Genomic DNA, 24,158 nt, shown 5'->3' with positions numbered 1-24,158 from the left:
AGGATAGCGCAATTGCCGCCCCGGTCACGCGAAACCGCTGGTCTGGCCTGGGGACTCTGCTCCCGTCCGCCATAGACGGCCCCCCGAGGTATTTAAAGCAAGGGGTAAGATCAGAAGCGGGTCAGAGCCCGGCGTCCGAGCGACCCCGGCGATCATTGCGCAGCGCCGCATAAAGCACATGAGTACGCCAGCGCCCGTTGATCTGCAGGTAGCTCTGCGCGACGCCCTCGTATTTGAACCCGGAGCGTTCCAAAAGCCCGCGCGAGGCGGCGTTTTCCGGCAGGCAGGCGGCCTCGATCCGGCTCAGGTCCATCTTTTCAAAGGCATGATGCACAAGCGCAAGGATCGCTTCGCGCATATAGCCCTGTCGGGCATATGGCTCGCCGATCCAGTATCCCAGCGTACCGGCCTGCGCCGGACCACGGCGGATATTGTCCAATGTGATCGCGCCCAACAACGTCTCATCCGCGCGCCGGACAAGGAACAAAGGCAGTGCCGAGCCGTTGGAGATTGCCCGCTGCGCCCAGTAGACCCGGTTGGTAAAGCTTTTGCGGGTCAGATGATCTTGCGCCCATGTAGGTTCCCACGGGGTCAGAAAATCCTGCGAGGTTACGCGCAGCGCGGACCAGGCCCGGAAATCGGAATGGATTGGCGCGCGCAGGCTGAGACGTTCGGTCTCAAGCCGTATCCTGCGCCGCGCCAGAAGCATCAGGCCGCGCGCCGTGCGTTGATCTGGCCCATGTCCAGCGCCTGTTCCACCGGTCCATAGAGCGCCATGGCAGAAGGTGCCTGCACCGCGAGGCTGGCCGCGAAGTCGCGGACGCCCTGAACGGTGACCGCATCGATCCTGGCGACCGTTTCCGACAGGTCCGGCACCCGGCCCCAGATCTGCACCATGCGGGCCAGCCGTTCGGCGCGGCTCGATGGGCTTTCCAGCCCCATCAGCATCCCGGCCTTCATCTGCGCCCGGGCGCGGGCCACTTCAGCCTCGGACATATCATCGGCGGCGCGCTTGAGCTCATCAATCGTGATGCCCATCAATTCGGGCAGATCCTCGCCCGACGTTCCCGCATAGATGGTCGTCATGCCGGTATCGGCATAGGCGCCCGCCTGGGCAAAGATCGTGTAGCACAGGCCCCGGGTCTCGCGGATCTCCTGAAACAGGCGCGAGGACATGCCGCCACCCAGCGCCACGGAATATATCTGGGCCGTATAGATCGCGTCATCACGATAGCCCGGGCTTTCAAAGGCCAGCGCGAAATGCGCCTGTTCCAGCGTCTTCACATGCCGCGCTTCGCCGCCCCGGAACTGCGCCGGGCTGTCGGGCGTGGCCGCGCGTGGCGCGAGATGGCCGAACAGCGCCTCGGCCTGTTTGACCAGCGCCGCGTGATCCACCGCACCGGCGGCGGACAGGATCATCTGGTCCGGGCCGTAATGTTCGGTCACGAAACGCGACAGGTCCTCGCGGCCAAATGCCTGCACCCGGTCAGCGGGGCCAAGGATCGTTCGACCCAGCGGCTGATCGGGATAGGCCTCTTCCTGAAGCCAGTCAAAGATCACATCGTCGGGCGTGTCATGGGCCTGTCCGATTTCCTGCAGGATCACGCCGCGCTCGATCTCGATCTCTTTCGGGTCAAACACCGGGTTGAGCAGAATGTCCGCCACCACATCGACGGCCAGCGGCACATCATTGCGCAGCACCCGCGCGTAATAGGCCGTGACCTCGCGCGAGGTATACGCGTTGATATAGCCACCCACATCCTCGATCGCCTCGGCAATCTGCAGCGCGCTGCGGGTTGCGGTGCCCTTGAACGCCATATGTTCCAGGAAATGCGCGATGCCGTTCTGCTCGGCCCTCTCGGCCCGTGCCCCCGCGCAGACCCAGATGCCCACCGCGGCGCTTTCCAGCCCCGGCATATGTTCAGTGACGACGCGGAAGCCGTTGGACAGCGTGTGAATTTCTACCGTCAAGAGCCGATCTTCTCCCGGATATGGGTTTCAAGGGCGTCAAGGTCATTGGGAACCCGGGTCACCCGTTCCGGACGCTCATACAGGTCCGCCATGCGCGGGGGAAGACCCGGACGAATGCCGGACGCCTTTTCCACCGCATCGGGGAATTTCGCCGGATGGGCGGTGGCCAGCGTGATCATCGGGGTGGCCGGGTCGCGCAGCTCTTCGGCCACTTTCACGCCAACTGCGGAATGCGGGCAGAGCAGCTCACCCATGGTCTTGCGCGCATTGGCGATGGTGGCGAGCGTTTCCTCTTCGCTGGCGCGACCGCTGTCGAAATGCTCACGCAGACGCTGCAGCGCGCCTTGGGAGACGTTGAAGCCACCCTGTCCCAGCTCGTCCATCAACTGGCTGATCGCATTGCCGTCCCGGTCATAGGCGTCAAAGAGCGCGCGCTCAAAATTGCTGCTCACCTCGATATCCATCGAGGGACTGATCGATGCATGCACCGTGTCCTTGGCGTAGGCACCGGACGACAGGCAGCGGTGCAGAATGTCGTTCTGGTTCGTGGCAATCACCAGCCTGTCAATGGGCAGGCCCATGCGCTTGGCAATGTAGCCTGCGAAGATGTCGCCGAAATTGCCGGTGGGCACGGTAAAGCTCACCTTGCGCTGCGGAGCGCCAAGGCTCACGGCGGAGGAGAAGTAATACACCACTTGCGCCAGTACCCGCGCCCAGTTGATCGAATTCACCCCGGCAAGCCGCACCTCGTCGCGGAAGGTGAAATCGTTGAACATGTCTTTCAGCTTGGCCTGGCAATCGTCGAAATTACCGTTCACGGCCAGCGCATGCACGTTGTTTTCGGACGGGGTCGTCATCTGGCGGCGCTGCACTTCGGACACCCGGCCATGGGGGAAGAGGATGAACACATCCACATTGTCCAGCCCCTTGAAGGCTTCGATGGCCGCCGATCCGGTGTCACCGCTGGTCGCGCCCACGATGGTCACCCGCTCGCCCCGGCGCTTCAGCGCGTCCTGAAACAGCTGGCCGATGAGCTGCATGGCGAAGTCCTTGAAGGCCAGCGTCGGCCCGTGGAACAGCTCCAGCAGGAAATGATTGGGGGCGAGTTGGACCAGGGGCGCGCGCGCACCGTGGCCAAAGCCTGCATAGGCGCGGGCGATGATGTCGGCGAACTCTTCATCGGTGAAACTGTCGCCGATGAAGGGGCGCATGACGCGGAAGGCGACCTCTTCGTAGCTCAGCCCGGCCAGAGCGGCGATATCACCTTTGCTCATCTGCGGGATCTCGGCTGGGACATAGAGCCCGCCGTCACGGGCCAGCCCGCTGAGCATGGCCTCTTCAAAGCTGAGTTCGGGAGCTTTGCCCCGTGTCGAGATATATTTCATCGCGTCAGGCGTCCTTTTGCCGTGTCGTGCGCCAGATAAAGAACCCGGTCATGGAAGCCCAGATCAGGGCCAGCGAGAACCAGGTAATGGCATAATTCAGGTGATCGTTGGGAATGGCGCTGGTGTCTACAGGCAGCGGCGTCACACCCGTGTCCGCCAGCGACGTTTGCCGGGCAATGACCAGCGTGGGTTCTGTCCTCAGCACGCGGGCCATGTCCTCAATGTCGCGCGCGAACCAGATATTGCCCGCCTCGTCATTATCCGGGGTCGAGGAATTGCGGTCATCGGGCCAATGCAGGTTGCCGGTGATTTTGGCGGCCCCGGTGGGGCGCGCGGCGGCGCGCTTGTCGGTCTTAATGAAGCCACGGTCCAGAAGGATGCGGCGACCTGTGTCTGTCTCGAGCGGAGCAATCACCCGGTAGCCCGCACCGACCTGCTTGCGGGAGACCAGCACGTAAAGCTCGCCTTCGCCAATCTCGCCCGTTACCGCGACAGGGAGGTATTTGTCGCGCTCTTCCTCGGGTGTCTCGGGTAATGCCACTGGATCGGCAGCGATACGCGCCTCGATCTCGGCCAGCACGCCCTCTTTCCAGGCCAGCCTGTCCACCTGCCAGAAACCAAGCCAGAGCAGAATGCACACGCCCGTCAGACCGATGATCAGCGCAAAGAAAAGACGGTTCATAAAGCCCCTGTCCCAGATAAAAACCGGCCCGGATAGAAAATGGCGCGGGCGGAAATCCGCGCGCGCCATGTGTTTTCGATGGTTCAGGCTAGAGATGCAACCCCGCAGGGTGTCCGTTTAGCCGCCCCAGACGTAAACTGCGGCAAACAGGAACAGCCACACCACGTCCACGAAGTGCCAGTACCAGGCCGCCGCTTCGAAGCCGATATGCTTTTCCGGGGTGAAGTGACCGCGCAGCAAGCGCATCAGGCAGACAAACAGGAAGATCGTGCCCACAACCACGTGGAAGCCGTGGAAGCCGGTCGCCATGAAGAAGTTGGCACCATAGATGTTGCCCGAGAATCCAAAGGCCGCGTGGCTGTATTCATAGGCCTGGAAGCCGGTGAAGATCACACCCAGAGCGATGGCGATGATCAGGCCCCATTTCATGTCTTCACGGTTGTTCTCATGCACCAGCGCGTGGTGCGCCCATGTGGCAGCCGCACCCGAGCAGAGCAGGATCAGCGTATTGATCAGCGGCAGGTGCCAGGGGTCAAAGGTCTCGATGCCCGCCGGCGGCCAGACGCCATCCACCGCCGGGGAAATCCCGTCGGGGTGCATCGGGTACATGGCGTGCTTGAAGAAGCTCCAGAACCATGCAGCAAAGAACATCACCTCGGACATGATGAAGAGGATAAAGCCGTATTTCAGGCCGATCCGCACCACCGGTGTGTGGTCACCCACCTTGGATTCGTCCACCACTTCGGACCACCAGGCGAACATCACATAGAGAACGCCAACAAAGCCGATCAGGAACATCCAGGGCCCATTGTCGTGCATCCAGAGCACAGCGCCGAACAGCATGACAAACCCGGCAACCGCCCCAAGCATGGGCCAGATAGAGGGGTTCAGAATATGGTAGTCGTGGTTTTTTGCATGGGCCATTGTCGTCGTTTCCCTCGTTGCAAGGCTCAATTGAGTTCTGTTTGGGCCGGGGTTTGCGGCGCGTCAAGCGCTGCGGTTTCCGGCATGTCGATTTCGTAGAATGTGTAGGACAGCGTAATCGTGTGGACATATTTGCCCTCGGCATCCTCGACGATCTCGGGATCGACGAAGAAGGTCACCGGCATTTCCACCCGCTCTCCGGGCATCAGGATCTGTTCCTCAAAGCAGAAACAGGCGATCTTGGTAAAGAAGCCACCCGCGTCAAATGGCGCCACATTGTAGCTGGCGCTGCCCGCGACAGGGCGGTCGGTCGGGTTATAGGCCTCATAGAAGGCCAGCCCGGTCTCGCCGATGCGCACTTCCATATGCGGCTGCATCGGGCGGAATTCCCAAGGCATGCCGCGCTCCTTGGAGGCGTCAAAGCGGATCTTGATCGTCTTGTCGAGGATCACATCACTGCCGGTCTCGGCGGTATTGGTGGCTCCGCCATATCCGGTCACCCGGCAGAACCAGTCATAAAGCGGCACGGACGCCCAGGCGAGACCGCCCATGAACACCACAAGCGAGAGCGTTTGAAGAACTGTTTTCCTGGGACCCGAAAGCGCCATCAATTGGACTCCGTCAATGTTGCAGGTGTTTGAAACCCGTCACTCGTGACCTTGACCACGGTGAGTCCAAAGACGATGGCAATCAAAGCGCCAAGCACCAGACCCACGCCAATATTGCGTCCCTTGCGCCGCTCATGCAGCTCATGCGGCTTCTGGAAGTTCACAGCAGACCTCCCAGGCTCAGACCGTAGCCAAACTTCTCCAGCCCGGCCTCAATGAGGATCGCGCCGAAGTGCATGAAAAGATAGAGCAGCGACAGTTTGAAGAAAGAGCGTTCGGCGGCAAAATTGTCGCGCTCGGCGTCTTCTTCGTCGCGGCGCCAGATGGCGATGGCACCCTTGATGAACAGCAGGTTCAGGACGATCGCAACCGTCAGATAGATCGGGCCGCCAGCGGAGGTAAAGCCCATGGCAATGGCCAGCACGGCAAGCAGGAGCGTGTAGACCAGGATATGTACGCGCGTTGCACGGCGACCATGGGTGACGGTCAGCATCGGCACGCCCGCATTGTCATAATCGCCACGCATGAACAGCGCCAGCGCCCAGAAATGCGGCGGCGTCCACATGAAGGTCAGGCAGAACATCAGAACGGATTCGACCGAGATGCCGCCGGTGGCAGCAGCCCAGCCAATCATCGGAGGGAAGGCACCCGCCGCGCCACCAATCACGATGTTCTGCGGCGTCCAGCGCTTGAGCCACATGGTGTAGATCACCACGTAAAAGAAAATGGTAAAGGCCAGAAGCCCGGCAGCGAACCAGTTCGTGGCCAGCCCCAGCATAAGAACCGAGAACCCGGACAGGGCCACGCCGAAAGAGAGCGCCTCGTCTCGGGTCACCTTGCCCGCCGGAATCGGGCGGCGCGCGGTGCGTTTCATCACCGCGTCGATGTCGGAATCGTACCACATGTTCAGCGCGCCCGAGGCACCACCGCCCAGCGCAATGAACAGGATGGCGCAGAAGCCGACAAATGGATGTACCGAAACAGGGGCCGCCAGAAGACCCACAAACGCCGTGAACACTACAAGCGTCATCACGCGCGGCTTGAGAAGGGCGAAGTAATCGCCGAACTGCGCCTCGTTCTCTGCGCTGGCTGTGTTGATGCTGGCGTCGGTCATGTCGGGTCTCTCCGGTGTGGTGCGCCATGGATGCGCACCCTACGGGCGGGGTGTCGGGTGCGCCGCGATGGGCGCACCACTTGCGCTTACTTGGTCAGGGCAGCCACGTCATAGGACGCGGGCAGCGATGCGTATTCCTCATACGCACCGGTCAGCCATTCCTGATAGGCTTCTTCAGACACGACCTTGACCGTGATCGGCATATAGGCGTGGTCCTTGCCGCAAAGCTCAGAGCACTGACCGAAATAGACGCCCTCTTTCTCCGCGTTGAACCACAGTTCCGCGATCCGTCCGGGCACACCGTCCTGCTTCACGCCAAAGGCCGGGATGGTCCAGGAGTGGATCACGTCAGCGGCGGTCACCTGCATCACGACGGTCTTGCCAACCGGCACGACAACAGCGGTGTCGGTGGCCAGCAGGTAAAGATCATCGCTATAGCCGTTTTCAGCCAGCTCTTCCTTGGGCAGCATGAAGCTGTCGTATACCACGGCGCTGGGTTCGAACCCTTCAACGCCCGGATCGACATATTCATAGCCCCAGTACCACTGGTAGCCGGTCACCTTGATGACAACTTCACCTTCGGGGATTTCCTGTTGCTTGAACAGAACCGGCAACGAGAAGGAGCCAATCAGCACGAGGATCGCGATCGGGATGATCGTCCAGGCAATCTCGATCGGCGTGTTATGGGTGAAGCTTGCCGGGGTCGGGTTCGCCTTGCGGTTGAAGCGCAGGAAAGCGTAAGCCATGAGCCCGCCGACAAACAGCGTGATGATGGTGATGATCACCAGGATCATGCCATCCAGCCATTGCAGGTCACGGGCCAGTTCCGTGGCCGCCGGCTGAAAGCCAACGCCCGCGGGGCTGGGCTTGCCGATCACTTCGAGGTCCTGCGCCATGGCCGGCGCTGCGGCAAACGTGGCACCAAGGCCGGTAAGCAGAGATTTAAGTCGCATCATGTACACCCTGGTCGGTTATGCTGTTCGTCTTCGGGGGGCATATAGCGCAAAGATTTCGCAATCGAATCCTTATTGCGCACGCCCATTGTAACGCTGGCGTTTAAAATCATATTCTGAGAACGAGATAAAGCCACAGAGCCGCGTCAAACGGACGCTTTTTTGACATGGATCAAATATTCGAGGTGACACCCCATGGCAGACGCCCCTTTCCGCCCCTTTCAGGACATGCTCGACCTCGATCAGGCACAGGCGCTTGTGCAGGAGGCCACCGCCGGTGCCGATGACGGCGAATTGTTTCTGGAACGCCGCCGCTCCGAGGTGCTGCATTTCGATGACGGGCGGGTGAAAACCGCCTCTTATGACGCGTCCGAGGGCTTTGGCCTGCGTGCAGTGCGCGGCGAAGTGGCAGGATACGCCCATTCCACCGAAATCAGCGAAAGCGCCCTGAGGCGCGCGGTCGAGACAGCGCGTCTTGCTGTGGGCGATGGCGGTGGCGTGATGGCCCCCGGCCCGCAGCCCACCAACACACGGCTTTACACCGATGCCGATCCGATTGCCGGGGCGGAATTCCCCGTAAAAATCGAAACATTGCGCGAGATTGACGCCTTTGCCCGCGATCTGGACAGCCGCGTCGTCCAGGTCTCGGCCACCATCGCCGCCTCGCATCAGGAGGTCGAGATCCTGCGCGCCGACGGGGTGCATGTGCGCGATGTGCGCCCCATGACGCGGGTCAATGTGTCGGTCATCGTGGAACAGGGCGGGCGGCGCGAGAGCGGCACCGCAGGCGGCGGCGGTCGCGTGGCGCTGGACGGGCTCCTGGACCCGGCGGACTGGCAGGGCAAGGCCCGCGAGGCATTGCGCATCGCGCTGGTCAATCTGGAGGCAGAGCCTGCCCCCGCGGGCGTGATGGACATCGTGCTTGGCCCCGGCTGGCCCGGCATCCTGCTGCACGAAGCCATCGGCCACGGGCTTGAGGGCGATTTCAATCGCAAGGGCAGTTCCGCCTTTGCCGGCCTCATGGGCCAACAGGTGGCCGCCAAGGGGGTCACGGTGCTGGATGACGGGACGATCCCGGACCGGCGTGGCTCGATCACCGTGGATGATGAAGGCACCCCCTCGGGCAAGAATGTGCTGATCGAGGATGGCATCCTCACCGGCTTCATGCAGGACCGGCAGAACGCGCGGCTCATGGGCGTGAAACCCACAGGCAACGGGCGGCGCGAAAGCTATGCCCACATCCCGATGCCGCGCATGACCAACACCTATATGCTGGGCGGGCAGGACGATCCGGCCGATATTGTCGCGGGGCTTGAGGACGGTATCTGGGCGGTGGGCTTTGGCGGCGGTCAGGTGGATATCACCAATGGTAAGTTTGTCTTTTCCTGCACCGAGGCCTACCGGGTCAAGAATGGCAAGGTCGGCGCGCCGATCAAAGGTGCCACGTTGATTGGCGACGGGCCATCCGCACTCAAACGCATTCAGGCGCTGGGCAATGACATGGCACTGGACCCCGGTATGGGCAATTGCGGCAAACAGGGGCAATGGGTGCCGGTGGGCGTCGGTCAGCCAACGGTGCGGATCAGCGGCCTGACCGTGGGGGGCGCGGCAGCCTAAAGAAAAGTCGAGGGGTTTGAGACTGATGGAACAAGGGTTTACCTGCCATTAACCAGCGCTGCGGTACATCTGATTCTGCAAGTTGGCGGAGCGAAGATGACCGTAGACCAAGTTTCTTCCACTCACCCCCTACTCCCACCCACCTCGGAAGATGACCGGTTGGATTGGCTCCGCCTCTTGCGATCCCGCCGCGTGGGCGTCTCCACCTTTTACCGGCTGATGGGCGAACATGGCTCTGCCGCTGCGGCGCTGGACGCGTTGCCCGATGTGGCGCGCGCCGCCGGGCTGGAAAAATACGCGCCCTGCCCGGTTGAGACAGCGCGCCGCGAACTGGATGCCGGGCGGCGGATCGGCGCGCGTCTGATCTGCCGGGGCGAGGCGGAATACCCGGCCGATCTTGCCCGGCTTGACGATGCGCCGCCGATGCTTTGGGCGCGGGGCAATGCAACACTTATGCAGCAACCCATGATCGCGCTGGTCGGGGCGCGCAATGCCTCGTCGCTGGGGACGCGCATGGCGCGCGGTCTGGCGCATGATCTTGGGGAAAAGGGCTTTGTTGTGGTGTCCGGGCTGGCCCGCGGCGTCGACACCGCCGCCCACCATGCCGCGCTTGAGACCGGGACCATCGCCGTTTTCGCCAGCGGGATCGACGTGATTTACCCGGCCGAGAATACCGCGCTGGCCGGGGATATCCTGAACAAGGGGTTGCTGCTCACGGAACAGCCCTTGGGCCTGACGCCGCAGGCGCGGCATTTCCCGGCGCGCAACCGGATCATTTCGGGCCTGTCTCGCGCGGTGATCGTGATCGAGGCCGCCGCCAAATCCGGCAGCCTGATCACCGCACGCAATGCGCTGGATCAAGGGCGCGAGGTGCTGGCCGTGCCGGGCCATCCGTTCGATGCCCGCGCCGGTGGCTGCAATATGCTGATCCGCGACGGCGCGCGACTGGTCCGCCATGCCGATGACGTGATCGAAGCGCTTGGACCAGAGGCCGATGCGGAGCAGCCGCATCAGGCCGAAATCGACTTGCCGCCGCCCCCTGCGCAAAAACCGGCGCCGAAACGCAGCCTGCGCGACACCGCCACGCTGCATAGCGAAATCCTGAACCGTCTGTCGCCTTCGCCTCTGGCCGAGGATCAGCTGATCCGCGATCTGGGGGGCAATTCCCCCGGCATCGCCGCGCAGATCACCGACCTCGAAATCTCGGGCAAGATCACGCGCCATCCCGGCGGGCTGATCGCGCTGTCCAATTGATCGCTCAAAAGCAGAAATCCGAGATCACCGCCTCGTATTCCGCGCAAAGCGGGTCCCAGGCAAACCAGACATCCGTCGCGCCAATCGCGTGATGCACAGCGACCCAAGTCTCGCCGCTCAGGCGGTACAGCGCCTGCATCGCTGTGTGATCAATCGCTTCGGGATCAAGTGTGCCACGCTGGAACCCCGGCGTGTCAAAAAGGTCGATCCCCACCCCGCCGGGCCGCTGCGCGCGCACCATTGCAAAACCATAGGCCCCCGAGACGCGGATCTCATCTACGATGAATTCCACCGGCGCGCCCAGTTCCCATTCCGCATGCGGCCGCAATGCATCCATCAGTTGCGACCGCACCGTCGTGCCGGGCTGCGGCACCTGCCAGTCCTGCGCGAAGGACGCGGTGGCAAGGGCCAAGGGGATGAGCGCACAAATAAACCGCATGATGTCCTCCTGATTTGGTTTCACTCTAGCCATCAAACAGCAAATCGCAAAAGCACCGATTGCCCGCATTGACTTTTGCCCCGCCGCTCCCACATGTTCCGCCGCCAGAGCATCGCTCGCTGAGTCGAAAGGAATTTTCATGCCCGTTGTTGTTGTCGAGTCCCCAGCTAAAGCCAAGACAATCAACAAATATCTGGGCTCTGACTATACCGTTCTGGCGTCTTACGGCCATGTGCGTGACCTGCCCCCCAAGGACGGATCGGTCGATACCGAACATGATTTCGAGATGAAATGGGAGGTCGGCAATGACAGTCGCAAACATGTCAAAGCCATCGCCGACGCTCTGAAAGACGACAACGCGCTGATCCTCGCAACCGACCCCGACCGCGAGGGCGAGGCGATCTCGTGGCACCTTGAAGAAGCGCTGCGCAAGCGTCGCGCGATCAAAAAGGACACGCCGGTCAGCCGGGTGGTCTTCAATGCCATCACCAAAACCGCCGTGACCGAGGCGATGAAGAACCCGCGCCAGGTCGATGCGCCGCTGGTCGAGGCCTACCTGGCCCGCCGCGCGCTGGATTACCTCGTCGGGTTCAACCTGTCGCCGGTGCTGTGGCGCAAACTGCCCGGCGCGAAATCCGCAGGCCGCGTGCAATCGGTCTGCCTGCGCCTGATTGTCGAGCGCGAGATGGAGATCGAGGCGTTCAACCCTCGCGAATACTGGTCGGTCAAGGCGCTGCTGACGACCCCGCGTGGTCAGGAGTATGAGGCGCGACTGACCCTGCATGCGGGCCAGAAGCTCGACAAATTCGATCTGGAAAACGCCACTGCTGCCGAACTGGCGGTGCAGGCGGTGACCTCGCGCGAGTTGATCGTGCAGTCGGTCGAGGCGAAACCCGCCTCGCGCAACCCCTCGCCGCCCTTCATGACCTCGACGCTTCAGCAAGAGGCCAGCCGCAAATTCGGCATGGGCGCGCGTCAGACGATGAACGCGGCGCAACGGCTCTATGAGGCCGGGCACATCACCTATATGCGGACCGACGGGATCGACATGGCCCCCGAGGCGGTGCAGGCCACGCGCGACGCCATCGCCGACCGCTACGGCGCGGAATTCGTGCCATCCAGCTCGCGCATTTACAAGAACAAGGCCAAGAACGCGCAGGAAGCCCACGAATGTATCCGCCCCACGGATATGACCCGCGATGCCGGGGCGCTGAAACTGAGCGAGCCGGATCAGCGCAAGCTCTATGACCTGATCTGGAAACGCACCATGGCCTGCCAGATGGAAGGCGCGCGTCTGGAACGCACGGTGGTTGAGATCGCCAGCCGCGACGGTCAGGTGGGCCTGCGCGCCAATGGCCAGCGCATCCTGTTTGAGGGGTTCCTCAAGGTCTATGAAGAAGGCCGCGATGACGTTGTGGAGGGCGACGATGACCGCATCCTGCCGCAGATCATGGAAGGTGAGACCGCGAAATTTGCCGCGTCCGGGCTGAAGTCCGATTTTGCCAAGGCCGAGACCGGCGCCGCCGTGCTGTCGGACAATGGCTCGGTGCTGGCGCTCCAGCACCACACCCAGCCGCCGCCGCGCTATACCGAGGCGACGCTGGTCAAGCGCATGGAAGAGCTGGGCATCGGCCGCCCCTCGACCTATGCCAGCATCGTCACCACGATCCAGGACCGCGAATATGTCCGCAAGGACAAGAACCGCCTGATCCCCGAGGACAAGGGCCGGATTGTCACGATCTTCCTGCTGAATTTCTTCCGCAAATATGTGGGCTATGAATTCACTGCCGAGCTTGAGGAAGAGCTAGACCGGGTGAGCGCGGGCGATGCCGATTACAAGGCTCTGTTGGCCCGCTTCTGGCAGGATTTCAGCGCTGCGATTGCCGAGACCTCGGAATTGCGCATCTCCGAAGTGCTTGATGTGCTGGACGAGGCGTTGTCAGACCAGCTTTATCCCCCGCGCGAGGACGGGTCAGATCCGCGCATCTGCCCGAAATGCGGACAGGGGCAATTGCACCTGAAGACCTCGCGCACCGGTGGCTTTGTCGGCTGCGGCAATTACCCGGAATGCACCTATACCCGCCCCATCGCGGGCGAAGGCGCGGATGGCGACGAACGCCTTCTGGGTGAGGATGAGGGCGACGAGATCTGGCTCAAGTCCGGACGCTTCGGCCCCTATGTCCAGCGCGGCGAACCCACACCCGAGAACAAGAAACCGCCGCGCGCGTCCCTGCCGCGCGGCTGGTCAAAGGACGACATGACCCTTGAAAAGGCGCTGACGCTCCTGAGCTTGCCGCGCATCATCGGTGAGCACCCCGAGGGCGGCACGATCAAGTCAAACTTTGGCCGGTTTGGTCCCTATATCATGCACCAATTGCCCGACGAGGCAAAACCGGTCTACGCCAATGTCAAAGACCCCGCAGAAGTTTTCGAGATCGGCATGAACCGTGCGGTCGAACTGCTTGCCGAAAAACGCGCCAATCCCGGGCGTCGGGGCAGTCGCGCGGCGGCCAAACCGCTGAAAGAGCTGGGTGAACATCCCGAAGGTGGCGGACCAGTCAATGTCATGGACGGGCGCTATGGGCCTTATGTGAAATGGGAAAAGGTGAACGCGACCCTGCCCAAGGGCGTGGAGCCGGATCAGGTCACGATGGAAATGGCCGTTGAGTTGATCAACGAAAAGGCGTCCAAGGGCGGCAAGAAAAAAGCCGCGCCGAAAAAGAAGCCCGCAGCCAAGAAAAAGACCGCGGCAAAGAAATAATAGCACGCGTTCCAAGGCGGTTATCGCAGCAGCGCAGCATTCTTGCTGCCGCGCTGCGGCAATTCGTTTGACTCTCCCCGTCCCCTCGCCCACAAATCTCCCCAATCTTTAAAACGAGGGGAGATTTTCCATGAAGAAAGTCTATGGCTCAGCGTCCGAGGCGCTGGATGGGCTGTTGCATGACGGCATGTTGATTGCCGCCGGGGGCTTTGGGCTCTGCGGTATTCCGGAGCTTCTGATCGACGCGCTGGTAGAAAGCGGCGTCAAGGATCTGACCGTAGCGTCGAACAATGCGGGCGTGGATGATTTCGGGCTGGGCAAGCTGCTCGCCACCCGCCAGATCAAGAAGATGATGTCGTCCTATGTGGGCGAGAACGCCGAGTTCATGCGCCAGTATCTCTCGGGCGAGCTTGAGCTGGAGTTCAACCCGCAGGGCACGTTGGCCGAGCGCATGCGCGCGGGCGGCGCGGGCATTCCCGGCTTCTATACCAAGACCGGCTACGGCACCCAGATTGCCGAGGGCAAAGAGGTCAAGACCTTCCACGGCGAGAACTATATTCTCGAAGAGGGCATCTTTGCCGATCTGGCCATCGTCAAGGCATGGAAGGCCGACACCACCGGCAACGCGATCTTCCGCAAGACCGCGCGCAACTTCAACCCGCCGGCCGCGATGTGCGGCAAGGTCTGCGTGATGGAGGTCGAAGAGATCGTCGAGCCCGGCACGCTGGACCCCGATCACATCCACCTGCCCGGCATCTATGTGCACCGGCTGATCCAAGGCGATCACGAGAAACGGATTGAACAGCGCACCGTGCGCCAGAAGGAGACCGCATAATGCCCTGGGATCGTAACCAAATGGCCGAACGGGCCGCGCAGGAGCTTGAAGACGGCATGTATGTCAACCTTGGCATCGGTATCCCGACGCTGGTGGCCAACTATGTCGGTGACAAGGACATCACGCTGCAATCCGAGAATGGCATGCTGGGCATGGGCCCCTTCCCCTTCGAGGGCGAGGAAGACCCCGACCTGATCAATGCGGGCAAACAGACCATCACCGAGCTGCGCCGCACCTCCTATTTCGACAGTGCCACGAGCTTTGGCATGATCCGCGGCGGCAAGATCGCGGCGGCGATCCTCGGCGCGATGGAAGTGTCGGAAAAGGGCGACCTAGCCAATTGGATGATCCCCGGCAAGCTGGTCAAGGGCATGGGCGGCGCCATGGACCTTGTGGCTGGCGTGGGCCGCGTGGTCGTTGTGATGGACCACACCAACAAGCACGGCGACAGCAAGGTGCTGAAGGAATGCACCCTGCCGCTGACCGGCAAGGGCGTGGTGGACCGCATCATCACGAACCTTGGTGTTCTGGACGTGACCCACAAGGGCCTGCATATCGTCGAATGCGCCGAGGGCGTGACCCGCGAAGATATCATCAAGGCGACAGAGGCGACGATCGTCTGATCGCGTCTGCCGCAGCTTTTGCGCCCTCGCCCACAGGCGGGGGCGTTTTTATTCAGAGCGGCGCGTACTGGCTTTGCGCGCAAGGGGCCGCATCATCCTGACAACACCCGGTGAATTATTCCCGCCAAACCCGCTCTATCGCTTGCGCACCACTAGATATGGTGCGCATAACCCCCGCAAAACACATCCGTCAGGGCCAAGGGGACCGTGCCATGGCGCACATTATCGTCGTCGGAAATGAAAAAGGGGGCGCGGGCAAATCCACCGTGTCCATGCATGTGGCCACCGCTCTGGCGCGGATGGGGCATCGCGTTGGATCACTGGATCTGGACCTGCGGCAACAGACATTCGGCCGCTATATACGCAACCGCGCGGCCTATCTTCAGGGCGAAGAGCTGGAGCTTCCCACGCCGCGCTATATCGACCTCCCCGAGGTCGATCCCTCGACGTTGCGCGACGGAGAAAACATCTATGATCACCGGCTCTATGCCGCCGTGACCCGGCTTGAGCCGGACAGTGACTTTATCCTGATCGACTGCCCGGGCTCGCATACCCGGCTGAGCCAGGTCGCGCATTCGCTGGCTGACACGCTGATCACGCCGCTGAATGACAGTTTCGTGGATTTCGACCTGTTGGCCCATATCGCCAGCGACGGTGAAAAGATCATGGGGCCATCGGTTTATTCCGAAATGGTCTGGCATGCCCGGCAGTTGCGGGCGCAAGCCGGGTTGAAACCGATTGACTGGATCGTGCTGCGCAACCGGCTTGGTGCGCAGCAGATGGTGAATAAGCAGAAGATGGAAAAAGCCGTGGACGCCCTGTCGAAACGGATCGGTTTCCGCGTGGCACCGGGCTTTTCCGAGCGGGTGATATTCCGGGAATTGTTCCCGCGCGGGCTGACGCTTCTGGATCTGCGCGATGTGGGGGTCAAACAGCTCAACATCTCCAACGTCGCCGCGCGACAGGAGCTGCGCGACCTGATCAAGGCGCTGAACCTTCCTGGTGTGACGGTCGATTTCTGATCGTTCCGACCCCGTGCCGCTGGCCGGAAAGAGTTGCATCATGAATTATGAATCAGTATTCATGTTTCATGACAAGCACCGCCCCCAAGACCAAACGCGGCACTGAGCGCCGGGAAAAACTGCTCCGCTCTGCTGAACGCGTGATCGGCGACAAAGGCTTTGCCGCCGCGTCCATCGCCGACATCACCCGCGACAGCGGCACCGCGCTTGGCACCTTCTACATCTATTTCACCGGCAAAGAGACCGTGTTCCGAGAACTGGTGACCGAGATGGGTACGCTCACCCGCCGCGTGATGACCGAAGCCGTGGCAGGCGCCCCCGACCGGTTGGAGGCCGAGAGGCGGGGCCTGCGCGCCTTTCTGGCCTTTGTCGCCGAACGCCCCTCGCTCTACCGAATCGTGGAAGAGGCGCGCTTTGTCGATCCTGACGCTTACCGCGCCTATTTCACCGGTTTTGCCGAGGCTTATGCAGCCCAACTGTCCCGCGCCGCCAACAAGGGCGAGATCAGCAAAGGCGATGCCGAGGTCCGCGCCTGGGCGCTGATGGGCATCGCCAAGACCCTTGGCGACCGCTACGTGCTCTGGGAAGACAAGCCCGACATTGACCGGATCGCCGATGAGGGGTTCGCGCTGATCCGTGACGGGTTGCGGGTATGAGCCTTGTTTCCCTGACATATGACGGGGATATGGCGCGACTGGCGCTGAGCGCGCCGCGCGCCAATGCGCTTGAGCCGGACTTGCTGGCCGAGATGTCCCGAACGCTGGACAAGGTGGCGCAGGACGCGCCCGCGCATCTCATGCTTTTTGGTGGGCGAAATTTCTGTTCCGGCGGCGATGTCGCGCGGTTTCTGGAGGCCGTCGAGGCCCGGGAGGCGCGCGCCTATGCCGCCCGCGTCGTGCCGGTGCTGCATGAGGTGCTCATGCGGCTGATGTCTCTGCCCTGCCCGGTGATTCTGGCGGCGCGCGGGGCCATCACCGGCGGCGGGGCGGGGTTTCTCTTTGCATCTGATCTGGCACTGGTGGCCCCGGGCACATTTGTGCAGCCCTATTACGGGCGTATGGGCTTTGCCCCGGATGGCGGTTGGACGGCGATCCTTCCCGACAGGATCGGCGCGGCGCGCGCGCAGCGTTGGTTGATGACGGATGAGCGGCTGGAGGCCGCCGCGCTGTGCGATCTGGGGCTGGCCGCGCAGGTCAGTGACACACCCGAGGACGATGCGCGCGCGCTGGCGCGCGCCACCGATCCCGGGACGCAGACCGACATCAAGCGCCTGCTCCGCTCCGAGACCAGCCTTGGCCAGTTCCAATCCCGGCTCGACGCGGAAACCGCCCGATTCATGGACGCGCTGGAGCGCCCCGAGACGCGGACCCGCATGCGCGCCTTCCTGTCCCCGCAAAAGGTTTAGACGATGTTCGACCACGTCCCTGACATGGCTGCCAAACGGGCCGAGTTGAGCGGAGAGGCGATTGCCTTTCACGATCATGAGGCCGCTCAGGACTGGAGCTTTGACGCGATCAACCGTGCTGCCAATGGGCTGGCCGAAGCGCTGGTGGCGCAAGGTCTGGCGCGGGGCGACCGGCTGGGCATCCTCTGTCACAACTCCGTCGGGTTCTTCATCGCGCTCTTTGCCTGTCAGAAATCCGGTGTGCTGCTTTGCCCGCTGAACTGGCGGCAACCGGCGACAGAACTGATCGCCACGCTGGAGCGGTTCCCGCCTGTCGCAATCCTGCATGACGACAGTTTTTCCAGGACCGCCGCAGAGGTGTCCGGGGCTTTCGGGGCCACGCCCCTGCCGATGTCCCCCGAGGATTGGCGCGATGCCGGGCATTCGGGCAGCGCGGGTGCCATTGCGGCCAATGATCCATGGTACCTGCTTTTTACCTCCGGCACCACGGGCCTGCCCAAGGCGGTGATCCAGACCGCGACCATGGCCTGGGCGAACGCGGTCAATATCGGGCAGGCGATCCACCTGACCGGTGCCGACCGATCGGTCAATTTCCTGCCGCTGTTTCACACGGCGGGGATCAATCTCTACACGCTGCCGGTGTTCCTCAATGGCGGCTGCTCGACGATCCTGTCGAAGTTTGATGCCGACACGCTGCTGGAGTTGTTGCGCGCGGGCGCTGTCACGCAATTCTTCGGCGTCCCCGCGATCTATCAGGCGCTGTCGCTGCATGACGACGTGGACAGGGTGGACTGGACCGAGATCCGCTGCGGCTGTGGCGGCGCGCCGCTGCCCGAACCGCTGATCCGGTTCTTCGCCAAGCGCGGGGCCAAGGTGCTCAATGGCTTCGGTATGACGGAAACCGGACCCACCGTATTCCTGATGGACCCCGACCATGCCGAGGACAGGATCGGCTCGGTCGGGCGGCCCCAAATGCTGACCGAGTGTCGGTTGGACGGGCTGGAACCGGGCACGCCGGGCGAAGGCGAGATCCAGCTGCGCGGCCCCAATATCACGCCGGGCTATTACCAGAACCCGGATGCCACCGCCGCCACGTTCACCGCCGATGGCTGGCTGAAAACGGGTGATGTGGGACGACGCGATGCAGAAGGCTTCGTCTTTGTCATCGACCGGATCAAGGACATGTATATTTCCGGCGGCGAAAACGTGTACCCCGCCGAGGTGGAACGCTGCCTGCATGGCCACCCCGATATCCTAGAAGCCGCTGTGATCGGCGTACCGGATGCGAAATGGGGCGAGGTCGGCGCGGCCTTCGTGATCCCGCGACCGGGGGCACAGCTTGATCCCGACGCGCTCCGCCGTTGGGGCCGCGAAAGACTGGCCGCCTACAAGGTCCCGGCACATGTCCGGATCTGTGACGACTTCCCTCGCACCGCTGCGGGCAAGGTGCGCAAACCGGAATTGAGAAAGGGGTTTGGCGATGACTGAACTGCGTGAACACTGGTTGCCGACACAGGACGAGTTCGACCGCTTTGCGCGGGTCTCGGGCGATGACAACCCGATCCATGTGGACCCGGCCTTTTCCGCCCGCACCGCCTTTGGCCGTACGGTGAGCCACGGTATGCTGATCTATACCAAGCTTTGGGGCATGATCCGCCGCGCCCATCCCGGTGCCGTGCAAACACGTCAGCAGATGATGTTTCCCAACCCCACCTATGCGGGTGACGAGGTGGTGCTCAAGATCACCGGGGAGTTGCCGGGGCATGTGACCATGGTGGCCTTTCGCGAGGCGGACGGGGCCGAGCTGTTCCTTGGCGAAGCGGAGGTGGCGTGATGCGGTTGGGGGATTTTGTCGGCATGCGGCGCAGTTTCACCGCAGAGGACCTGAGCGAATTGGCCGAGCTTTCCGGCGCTGAGCCGGGCGATACCGTGCCCGAACCGCTTCTGGCGGCGCTGATTTCTTATCTTCTCGGGGTCAGATTGCCCGGGCCGGGCACCAATTACCTCAAGCAGGAACTGGGTTTTCCCAATGCCGCGCCGCTGGAGACCGAATTGGTGGCCAAGGTTGAGGTCACGCGCCTGCGCGAAGACAAGCGCATCGCCGATCTCTGGGCGAGTGTCACACTGGCCGATGGCACCGTGGTGGCCGAAGGGCGGTCGCTGGTGAAATACGCCGATACGGCGGCCGGATCATAGTAGGGTGGGCAATTCTGCCCACCTACCCTGTACAACGGGTCCAGAACGCCCGGACAACCTCAGCAAACCGCTCCGGTTCCTCCAGATGCGGGGAATGGCCCGAGGCTTTGAAACAGACGCGTTCCGCCCCGGGGATAGCACCGGCCAACCAATCCGCGCCTGATCCCGGATACACCCGGCTCTGCCCTCCATGCGCCACCAGAGTGGGGCAGGAGATCGCGGGCATGACATCACGCAGGTCCATCGCCACCATCTCATCCCAATAGCGGGCCATGATGGACGGATCATTGTCCAGCACCTGCCGCAATGCCGCCGCGCGCATCATCTGGGGCGACCCGTCGCGGCTGGCAAACATCGTGGTGGCGATCTTCTGGGCGGCGGCAGGCCAATCGGTATGGATTTCCGCCGTGGTCGCTGCCAGCCGCGCCGCGTCCTGCCCGATCAGCCCATGGGGCCAGTCGGGCGTGACGCACAGCTTCGGGGCCATATCCACGGTGATCAGCCCGGCAAGCCGCCCGGCCCCAAACTCGCGGATGTAGCGCCAGGCCACTGCCGCGCCCATCGACCAGCCGAGAAGGACGATATCCCGGCCCCGGCTTTGCTCCTCGATCAGCGCAACGCAGTCGTCCAGCCCCGCGCCCGGCACGCCATGGCCCGGCAGATCCGGCGCGAGACAATCAATCCCCTCCAGCCGGTCTATCAGCGGGCCGAACGCCGCGCCGCGCATGGTCCAGCCATGCAGCATGAGAAGGCGTGGCGCGCTCACTTGCCCGCCCGCAGCCGCCCGACAATGCCGGTTGGGAAGAAATAGACGCTCAGGATAAACAGCACCCCCAGCCACAAGAGCCAGCGATCCGGGTCCAGCAGGCGCGAGAGCAGCGGGATGGCCTCGGTCGCCGCCGCGGCGCTGCCCATCAGGTCCTGCAGATAGGTCTGCGCCAGCACCAGAAGCGTCGCGCCGATGGCCGCGCCATAGATCGTGCCCATGCCGCCAATCACCACCATCAGCAAAAGGTCCAGCATGATGGCAAAGCTCAGCGTTGTGTCCGGCCCCACATAGCGCAGCCAGATGGCAAACAGGCTGCCTGCCAGCGCGGCAATTGCCGCCGACAGGCAGGTCGCAACGGTGCGATACCAGACCACGCGATAGCCGATGGCCTCGGCGCGGAAATCATTCTCGCGGATTGCCTGTAACACCCGGCCAAAGGGCGAATTGACCACCCGCAGCATGATGAGGAAGAGGATCAGGGAGAGCGTGAAGATCAGGTAGTAATTGACCAGCTTGCCATTGATCTTGACGCCTGCAAACTCGCCCAGCCGCAGCGCAGGTCCAAGCTCACGCGGGATGCGGAAGGTGAACCCGTCTTCGCCTCCAGTCAGCCACGAAAGCTGCGAGACAAGCACCGCCACGGCAGAGGCCACGGCCAGTGTGATCATCGCAAAGAAGATCGCCCGCACCCGGAGCGAGAAGAGCGCAATGACAAAGGCCAGCGCCGCCGCCAGAAGCGCGCCCGAGAGCGAGCCGACGATCAGCGCCGAATAGCCCCGCCCCATATGCTGCGAAGCAAGGCCCACGCCGTAAGCGCCTATGCCAAAGAACATCGTATGGGCAAAGCTGACCACGCCGGTATAGCCCAGCAGAAGATCATAACTCGCCGCCAGCACGATGAAGATCGCGATGCGCGCGGCCGTGTCCAGCGAGCGCACGCCGGGGAACAGGAAGGGTGCCAGCGCGAGGCAGAGGAAGATGGCCAAAAGCACCAAAGTCAGGATTTTCGACCGGGGCGTATCGCCCGAGAGCAGTTTCATGATCATCCTGTCGCCCTCACTTCGCCTTGACCACGGGCATCATGCCCTGCGGTCGCCACATCAGGATCGCGGTCATCAGACCGATATTGGAAATCAGCGCCAGTTTCGGCTCAAGAAAAGCGATGTAGTTCTGCATCAACCCCACCAAGAGCGCGCCGATAAAGGCCCCTTCGACCGAGCCAAGCCCGCCGATGATCACCACTATGAAGACAAGGATCATCATCTCCTCACCCATCCCGGCGGTAATCACCTCCTGATAGAGACCCCACATCACGCCGCCCAGGCCCGCCAGCGCGGAGCCCGCGATGAAAACACCCACAAAGACGATGCGCAGCCGGTAACCCAGCGCCTCGACCATCTCGCCATTCTCGACGCCCGCGCGCACGATCAAGCCGATCTTGGTGCGGCGGAACACCAGCCGCATGGCGATGAACAGCACCAGCCCCACGGCCACGGCGAGCAACCGATATTTCTCCAACGCCGCGCCCCAGAAGGTGATGGACCCCTTGAGCATTTCGGGCCGGGTCAGGAAAATCTCCTCGGGCCCCCAGACCACGTGGATCAGTTGCTCCAGCACGATAAGGCCGCCAACCGTGACAAGGATCTGTTTGAGATGCGCGCCGTAAACGGGCTTCACGATCACCCGCTCGAATGCCCAGCCCAGCGCCCCGGTGACGACCATGGCCGCCACCACCGCCAGAAGGATCGCGGCGAGGTTCAGCGCCAGTGATGGCGCACCCGCCCAAGTGCTGAGCGCGAACAACACGCTGATGCCGACGAAGGCGCCGACCGAGATAAACGCGCCATGGCCGAAATTGATCACGTCCATCAGGCCAAAAACCAGCGTAAGCCCAGAGGCCATGACAAAGATCATCATCCCCATGGCCAGCCCGGATACGGTGAGGGTGAGCCAGCTTGACGGATTGCCAATGGCCAGAAGCCCCAGCACCACGAGGATCGGGATCAGCAGCACCGGCATGGCCTGGGCCACGCGCTCGGTGATTGGAACATCCGCGAATGTGGGTTTGTGATCGGGTGCCGCGCTCATGCCCCTGCCTCCATGCTCAGCCCCATGAATTTTTCCTGCAACTCGGCACTGCCCGCCAGTTCGGCCATCGTGCCGGTCCAGACGATGCGCCCGTCATCCATGACCGCCGCGTAATCGCCCAGGGCTTTCGCGACGGCGAAATTCTGTTCCACCATGAGGATCGTCGCACCCTCGTCCTTCAACTCGCGCAACGCCGCCGCCATCGTCGAGACAATAGCCGGGGCCAGCCCCTTGGTGGGCTCGTCGATCAGGTAGAGCTTGCGCGTCTCGGCCATGGCCCGCGCGATGGAGAGCATCTGTTTCTGCCCGCCCGACAGGTTGCCTGCCTCGGAGTCCCAAAAGGTGCGCAGCGGTGGGAAGGCGGTAAAGATGCGCTCTTTGCGCGCGGCATCAAGCGGCCCGGAAGCGGCGGCGAGCATCATGTTTTCCTCGACCGTGAGATCGGTGAAAATGCCCATATCCTCGGGTACAAATCCCAGCCCCAGACGGGCGCGGGCGGGCGTCGGCAGGCCGGTGATATCCTGCCCGTCAAAGCTGATCGCGCCGTCGCGCGCCGCCCATAGCCCCATGATCGTGCGCAGCGTCGTGGTCTTGCCGACGCCGTTGCGGCCCAGCATCATGGTGACCGCGCCGCGCGGCACGTCGAGGTCAACGCCATGCAGGATGTGATACTGCGCGATGTCGGTATGGACGTTTTTCAGCGTGAGGATCAGATCAGACATCGGCCAGTTCCTTGCCCATATAGGCCTCTTGCACCACGTCCGAGGCCATGACCGCGCCCGGTTCGCCATCAGCCACCAATGCGCCGTTGTGCAGTACGATGATGCGGTCGGCCAGCGTGCGGATCACGTCCATCTTGTGCTCAACGAGGAGGATCGTGCGGTCCCGCTCGGCCTTTAGCTCGGCGATCAGGTCGAGCACCACGGGGGCCTCATCGACGCTCATCCCTGCGGTGGGCTCGTCAAACATGTAAACACGCGGGTCCAGCGCGATCAGCATCGCCACTTCCAGCTTGCGCTGATTGCCGTGGGAAAGCGCATTGACCGGCTGGTCCCTGAGCCTATCGAGCCGCACGCGTTCCAGCACCGCCATCGCCTCCGTGGTCAGGGCATGGTGGCTGTCGGCCATGGTGAGCAGCGAACGGCCCGCACCGCGATGCGCCTGAATAGCCAGCCGCACGTTTTCCAGCACCGACAGGCCGGGAAAGAGGTTGGTCAGCTGGAACGCCCGGCCAAGGCCGCGGCGGCAGCGCTCGGAGACCGAAAGGCGCGAGATATCGTCCCCTTCCAGATCGACGCGACCCGCGCTGGCCGGGATCTGGCCGGAAATCAGGTTGAAAAAGGTGGTCTTGCCCGCGCCGTTAGGCCCGACGATGGCGGTCAGTTCACCGGCGTGAAAGGCACAGGAGACCGCGTCCACGGCCACATGACCGCCGAACCGCACGGTCAGACCGTGGGTTTCCAGAAGAACCTGGGTCATTTGACATCTCCGAGGGAGGAAGGTGGGCAAGAC

26 protein-coding genes are annotated in these 24,158 nt (G+C 62.7%); 11 read left to right on the top strand and 15 right to left on the bottom strand.

Translation table 11 applies throughout. From position 1 onward, the window contains the following. Positions 1-121 precede the first annotated feature (121 nt). The 9 genes from PGB28_RS02560 to coxB all read right to left on the bottom strand — a co-directional run bounded on the left by PGB28_RS02560 (position 122) and on the right by coxB (position 7,637). Positions 122-709 carry a GNAT family N-acetyltransferase gene (locus tag PGB28_RS02560; RefSeq protein ID WP_271419916.1) on the bottom strand — a complete coding sequence of 196 codons (588 nt, stop codon included), beginning with the start codon at positions 707-709 and terminating at the stop codon, positions 122-124. Next, the gene (locus PGB28_RS02555; RefSeq protein ID WP_271419915.1) at positions 709-1,971 is read right to left on the bottom strand and encodes a M16 family metallopeptidase; all 1,263 of its coding nucleotides are present in this window, start codon (positions 1,969-1,971) and stop codon (positions 709-711) included. Before PGB28_RS02555 ends, PGB28_RS02560 begins: the two co-directional genes overlap by 1 nt. Beyond that, positions 1,968-3,356, bottom strand: a complete 1,389-nt coding sequence (gene thrC / locus PGB28_RS02550) for a threonine synthase (RefSeq protein ID WP_271419914.1) — start codon at positions 3,354-3,356, stop codon at positions 1,968-1,970. The genes PGB28_RS02555 and thrC overlap by 4 nt, the downstream gene beginning before the upstream one ends. 4 nt (positions 3,357-3,360) lie before the next feature. After that, the gene (locus PGB28_RS02545; RefSeq protein ID WP_271419913.1) at positions 3,361-4,038 is read right to left on the bottom strand and encodes an SURF1 family protein; all 678 of its coding nucleotides are present in this window, start codon (positions 4,036-4,038) and stop codon (positions 3,361-3,363) included. A 117-nt stretch (positions 4,039-4,155) separates the two neighbouring features. Then, positions 4,156-4,962: a cytochrome c oxidase subunit 3 gene (locus PGB28_RS02540; protein WP_271419912.1), complete on the bottom strand. Its 807-nt coding sequence runs from the start codon at positions 4,960-4,962 to the stop codon at positions 4,156-4,158. A gap of 26 nt (positions 4,963-4,988) precedes the next feature. Then, positions 4,989-5,570 carry a cytochrome c oxidase assembly protein gene (locus PGB28_RS02535; RefSeq protein ID WP_271419911.1) on the bottom strand — a complete coding sequence of 194 codons (582 nt, stop codon included), beginning with the start codon at positions 5,568-5,570 and terminating at the stop codon, positions 4,989-4,991. After that, positions 5,570-5,734 carry a cytochrome C oxidase assembly protein gene (locus tag PGB28_RS02530; protein WP_271419910.1) on the bottom strand — a complete coding sequence of 55 codons (165 nt, stop codon included), beginning with the start codon at positions 5,732-5,734 and terminating at the stop codon, positions 5,570-5,572. Before PGB28_RS02530 ends, PGB28_RS02535 begins: the two co-directional genes overlap by 1 nt. Beyond that, positions 5,731-6,684, bottom strand: coding sequence for a heme o synthase (gene cyoE / locus PGB28_RS02525; protein ID WP_271419909.1), 954 nt, complete (start codon positions 6,682-6,684; stop codon positions 5,731-5,733). The genes PGB28_RS02530 and cyoE overlap by 4 nt, the downstream gene beginning before the upstream one ends. 86 nt (positions 6,685-6,770) lie before the next feature. Then, on the bottom strand, positions 6,771-7,637 hold the full coding sequence (gene coxB, locus PGB28_RS02520; protein WP_271419908.1) for a cytochrome c oxidase subunit II: 867 nt from the start codon (positions 7,635-7,637) through the stop codon (positions 6,771-6,773). A 195-nt stretch (positions 7,638-7,832) separates the two neighbouring features. Here coxB and tldD point away from each other — a divergent pair, with 195 nt between their 5' ends. Next, entirely contained in the window at positions 7,833-9,254 is a 1,422-nt protein-coding gene (gene tldD / locus PGB28_RS02515) for a metalloprotease TldD (RefSeq protein WP_271419907.1), read from the top strand. 96 nt (positions 9,255-9,350) lie between these two features. Beyond that, on the top strand, positions 9,351-10,508 hold the full coding sequence (gene dprA, locus PGB28_RS02510) for a DNA-processing protein DprA (RefSeq protein ID WP_271419906.1): 1,158 nt from the start codon (positions 9,351-9,353) through the stop codon (positions 10,506-10,508). A gap of 4 nt (positions 10,509-10,512) precedes the next feature. Here the strand turns inward: dprA and PGB28_RS02505 are convergent, their stop codons facing one another. Beyond that, positions 10,513-10,947, bottom strand: coding sequence for a hypothetical protein (locus PGB28_RS02505; protein WP_271419905.1), 435 nt, complete (start codon positions 10,945-10,947; stop codon positions 10,513-10,515). Between the two features lie 139 nt (positions 10,948-11,086). Between PGB28_RS02505 and topA the strand changes: the two genes are divergently transcribed. The 9 genes from topA to PGB28_RS02460 all read left to right on the top strand — a co-directional run bounded on the left by topA (position 11,087) and on the right by PGB28_RS02460 (position 19,789). Further along, positions 11,087-13,708 (top strand): type I DNA topoisomerase, encoded by a 2,622-nt coding sequence (topA, locus tag PGB28_RS02500; RefSeq protein ID WP_271419904.1) that lies wholly within the window; start codon positions 11,087-11,089, stop codon positions 13,706-13,708. Positions 13,709-13,838: 130 nt separating this feature from the next. Further along, the gene (locus PGB28_RS02495; protein WP_271419903.1) at positions 13,839-14,543 is read left to right on the top strand and encodes a CoA transferase subunit A; all 705 of its coding nucleotides are present in this window, start codon (positions 13,839-13,841) and stop codon (positions 14,541-14,543) included. Next, a complete protein-coding gene (locus tag PGB28_RS02490; protein ID WP_271419902.1) occupies positions 14,543-15,166 on the top strand; it encodes a 3-oxoacid CoA-transferase subunit B in 624 nt (207 codons plus the stop codon). The genes PGB28_RS02495 and PGB28_RS02490 overlap by 1 nt, the downstream gene beginning before the upstream one ends. A 212-nt stretch (positions 15,167-15,378) precedes the next feature. Beyond that, a complete protein-coding gene (locus tag PGB28_RS02485) occupies positions 15,379-16,188 on the top strand; it encodes a division plane positioning ATPase MipZ (protein ID WP_271419901.1) in 810 nt (269 codons plus the stop codon). A gap of 68 nt (positions 16,189-16,256) precedes the next feature. Then, positions 16,257-16,844 (top strand): TetR/AcrR family transcriptional regulator, encoded by a 588-nt coding sequence (locus tag PGB28_RS02480; protein ID WP_271419900.1) that lies wholly within the window; start codon positions 16,257-16,259, stop codon positions 16,842-16,844. Then, positions 16,841-17,593 carry an enoyl-CoA hydratase/isomerase family protein gene (locus tag PGB28_RS02475; protein WP_271419899.1) on the top strand — a complete coding sequence of 251 codons (753 nt, stop codon included), beginning with the start codon at positions 16,841-16,843 and terminating at the stop codon, positions 17,591-17,593. Before PGB28_RS02480 ends, PGB28_RS02475 begins: the two co-directional genes overlap by 4 nt. A gap of 3 nt (positions 17,594-17,596) precedes the next feature. Beyond that, positions 17,597-19,081, top strand: coding sequence for a class I adenylate-forming enzyme family protein (locus tag PGB28_RS02470; protein WP_271419898.1), 1,485 nt, complete (start codon positions 17,597-17,599; stop codon positions 19,079-19,081). Further along, positions 19,074-19,427: a MaoC/PaaZ C-terminal domain-containing protein gene (locus tag PGB28_RS02465; protein ID WP_271419897.1), complete on the top strand. Its 354-nt coding sequence runs from the start codon at positions 19,074-19,076 to the stop codon at positions 19,425-19,427. Before PGB28_RS02470 ends, PGB28_RS02465 begins: the two co-directional genes overlap by 8 nt. Continuing rightward, positions 19,427-19,789: a hotdog family protein gene (locus PGB28_RS02460; RefSeq protein WP_271419896.1), complete on the top strand. Its 363-nt coding sequence runs from the start codon at positions 19,427-19,429 to the stop codon at positions 19,787-19,789. The genes PGB28_RS02465 and PGB28_RS02460 overlap by 1 nt, the downstream gene beginning before the upstream one ends. Before the next feature lie 22 nt (positions 19,790-19,811). On the opposite strand, the gene PGB28_RS02455 is transcribed toward PGB28_RS02460, so the two are convergent. From PGB28_RS02455 to PGB28_RS02435, 5 genes are read right to left on the bottom strand one after another with little or no spacing between them, the layout of a single operon-like run. Then, positions 19,812-20,555 (bottom strand): alpha/beta fold hydrolase, encoded by a 744-nt coding sequence (locus PGB28_RS02455; protein WP_271419895.1) that lies wholly within the window; start codon positions 20,553-20,555, stop codon positions 19,812-19,814. Then, positions 20,552-21,604, bottom strand: coding sequence for a branched-chain amino acid ABC transporter permease (locus PGB28_RS02450; RefSeq protein ID WP_271419894.1), 1,053 nt, complete (start codon positions 21,602-21,604; stop codon positions 20,552-20,554). The genes PGB28_RS02455 and PGB28_RS02450 overlap by 4 nt, the downstream gene beginning before the upstream one ends. Positions 21,605-21,614: 10 nt before the next feature. Beyond that, entirely contained in the window at positions 21,615-22,646 is a 1,032-nt protein-coding gene (locus tag PGB28_RS02445) for a branched-chain amino acid ABC transporter permease (RefSeq protein ID WP_271419893.1), read from the bottom strand. Beyond that, on the bottom strand, positions 22,643-23,368 hold the full coding sequence (locus tag PGB28_RS02440; protein WP_271419892.1) for an ABC transporter ATP-binding protein: 726 nt from the start codon (positions 23,366-23,368) through the stop codon (positions 22,643-22,645). The genes PGB28_RS02445 and PGB28_RS02440 overlap by 4 nt, the downstream gene beginning before the upstream one ends. Then, a complete protein-coding gene (locus tag PGB28_RS02435; RefSeq protein WP_271419891.1) occupies positions 23,361-24,125 on the bottom strand; it encodes an ABC transporter ATP-binding protein in 765 nt (254 codons plus the stop codon). Before PGB28_RS02435 ends, PGB28_RS02440 begins: the two co-directional genes overlap by 8 nt. Positions 24,126-24,158 lie beyond the last annotated feature (33 nt).

The sequence above is a fragment of the Primorskyibacter aestuariivivens genome (assembly GCF_028023675.1).
GTDB classification, from domain to species: domain Bacteria; phylum Pseudomonadota; class Alphaproteobacteria; order Rhodobacterales; family Rhodobacteraceae; genus Marinovum; species Marinovum aestuariivivens.
The sequence above is the reverse complement of the archived record's forward strand: the minus strand, read 5'-3'. Positions and strand labels throughout refer to the sequence as shown.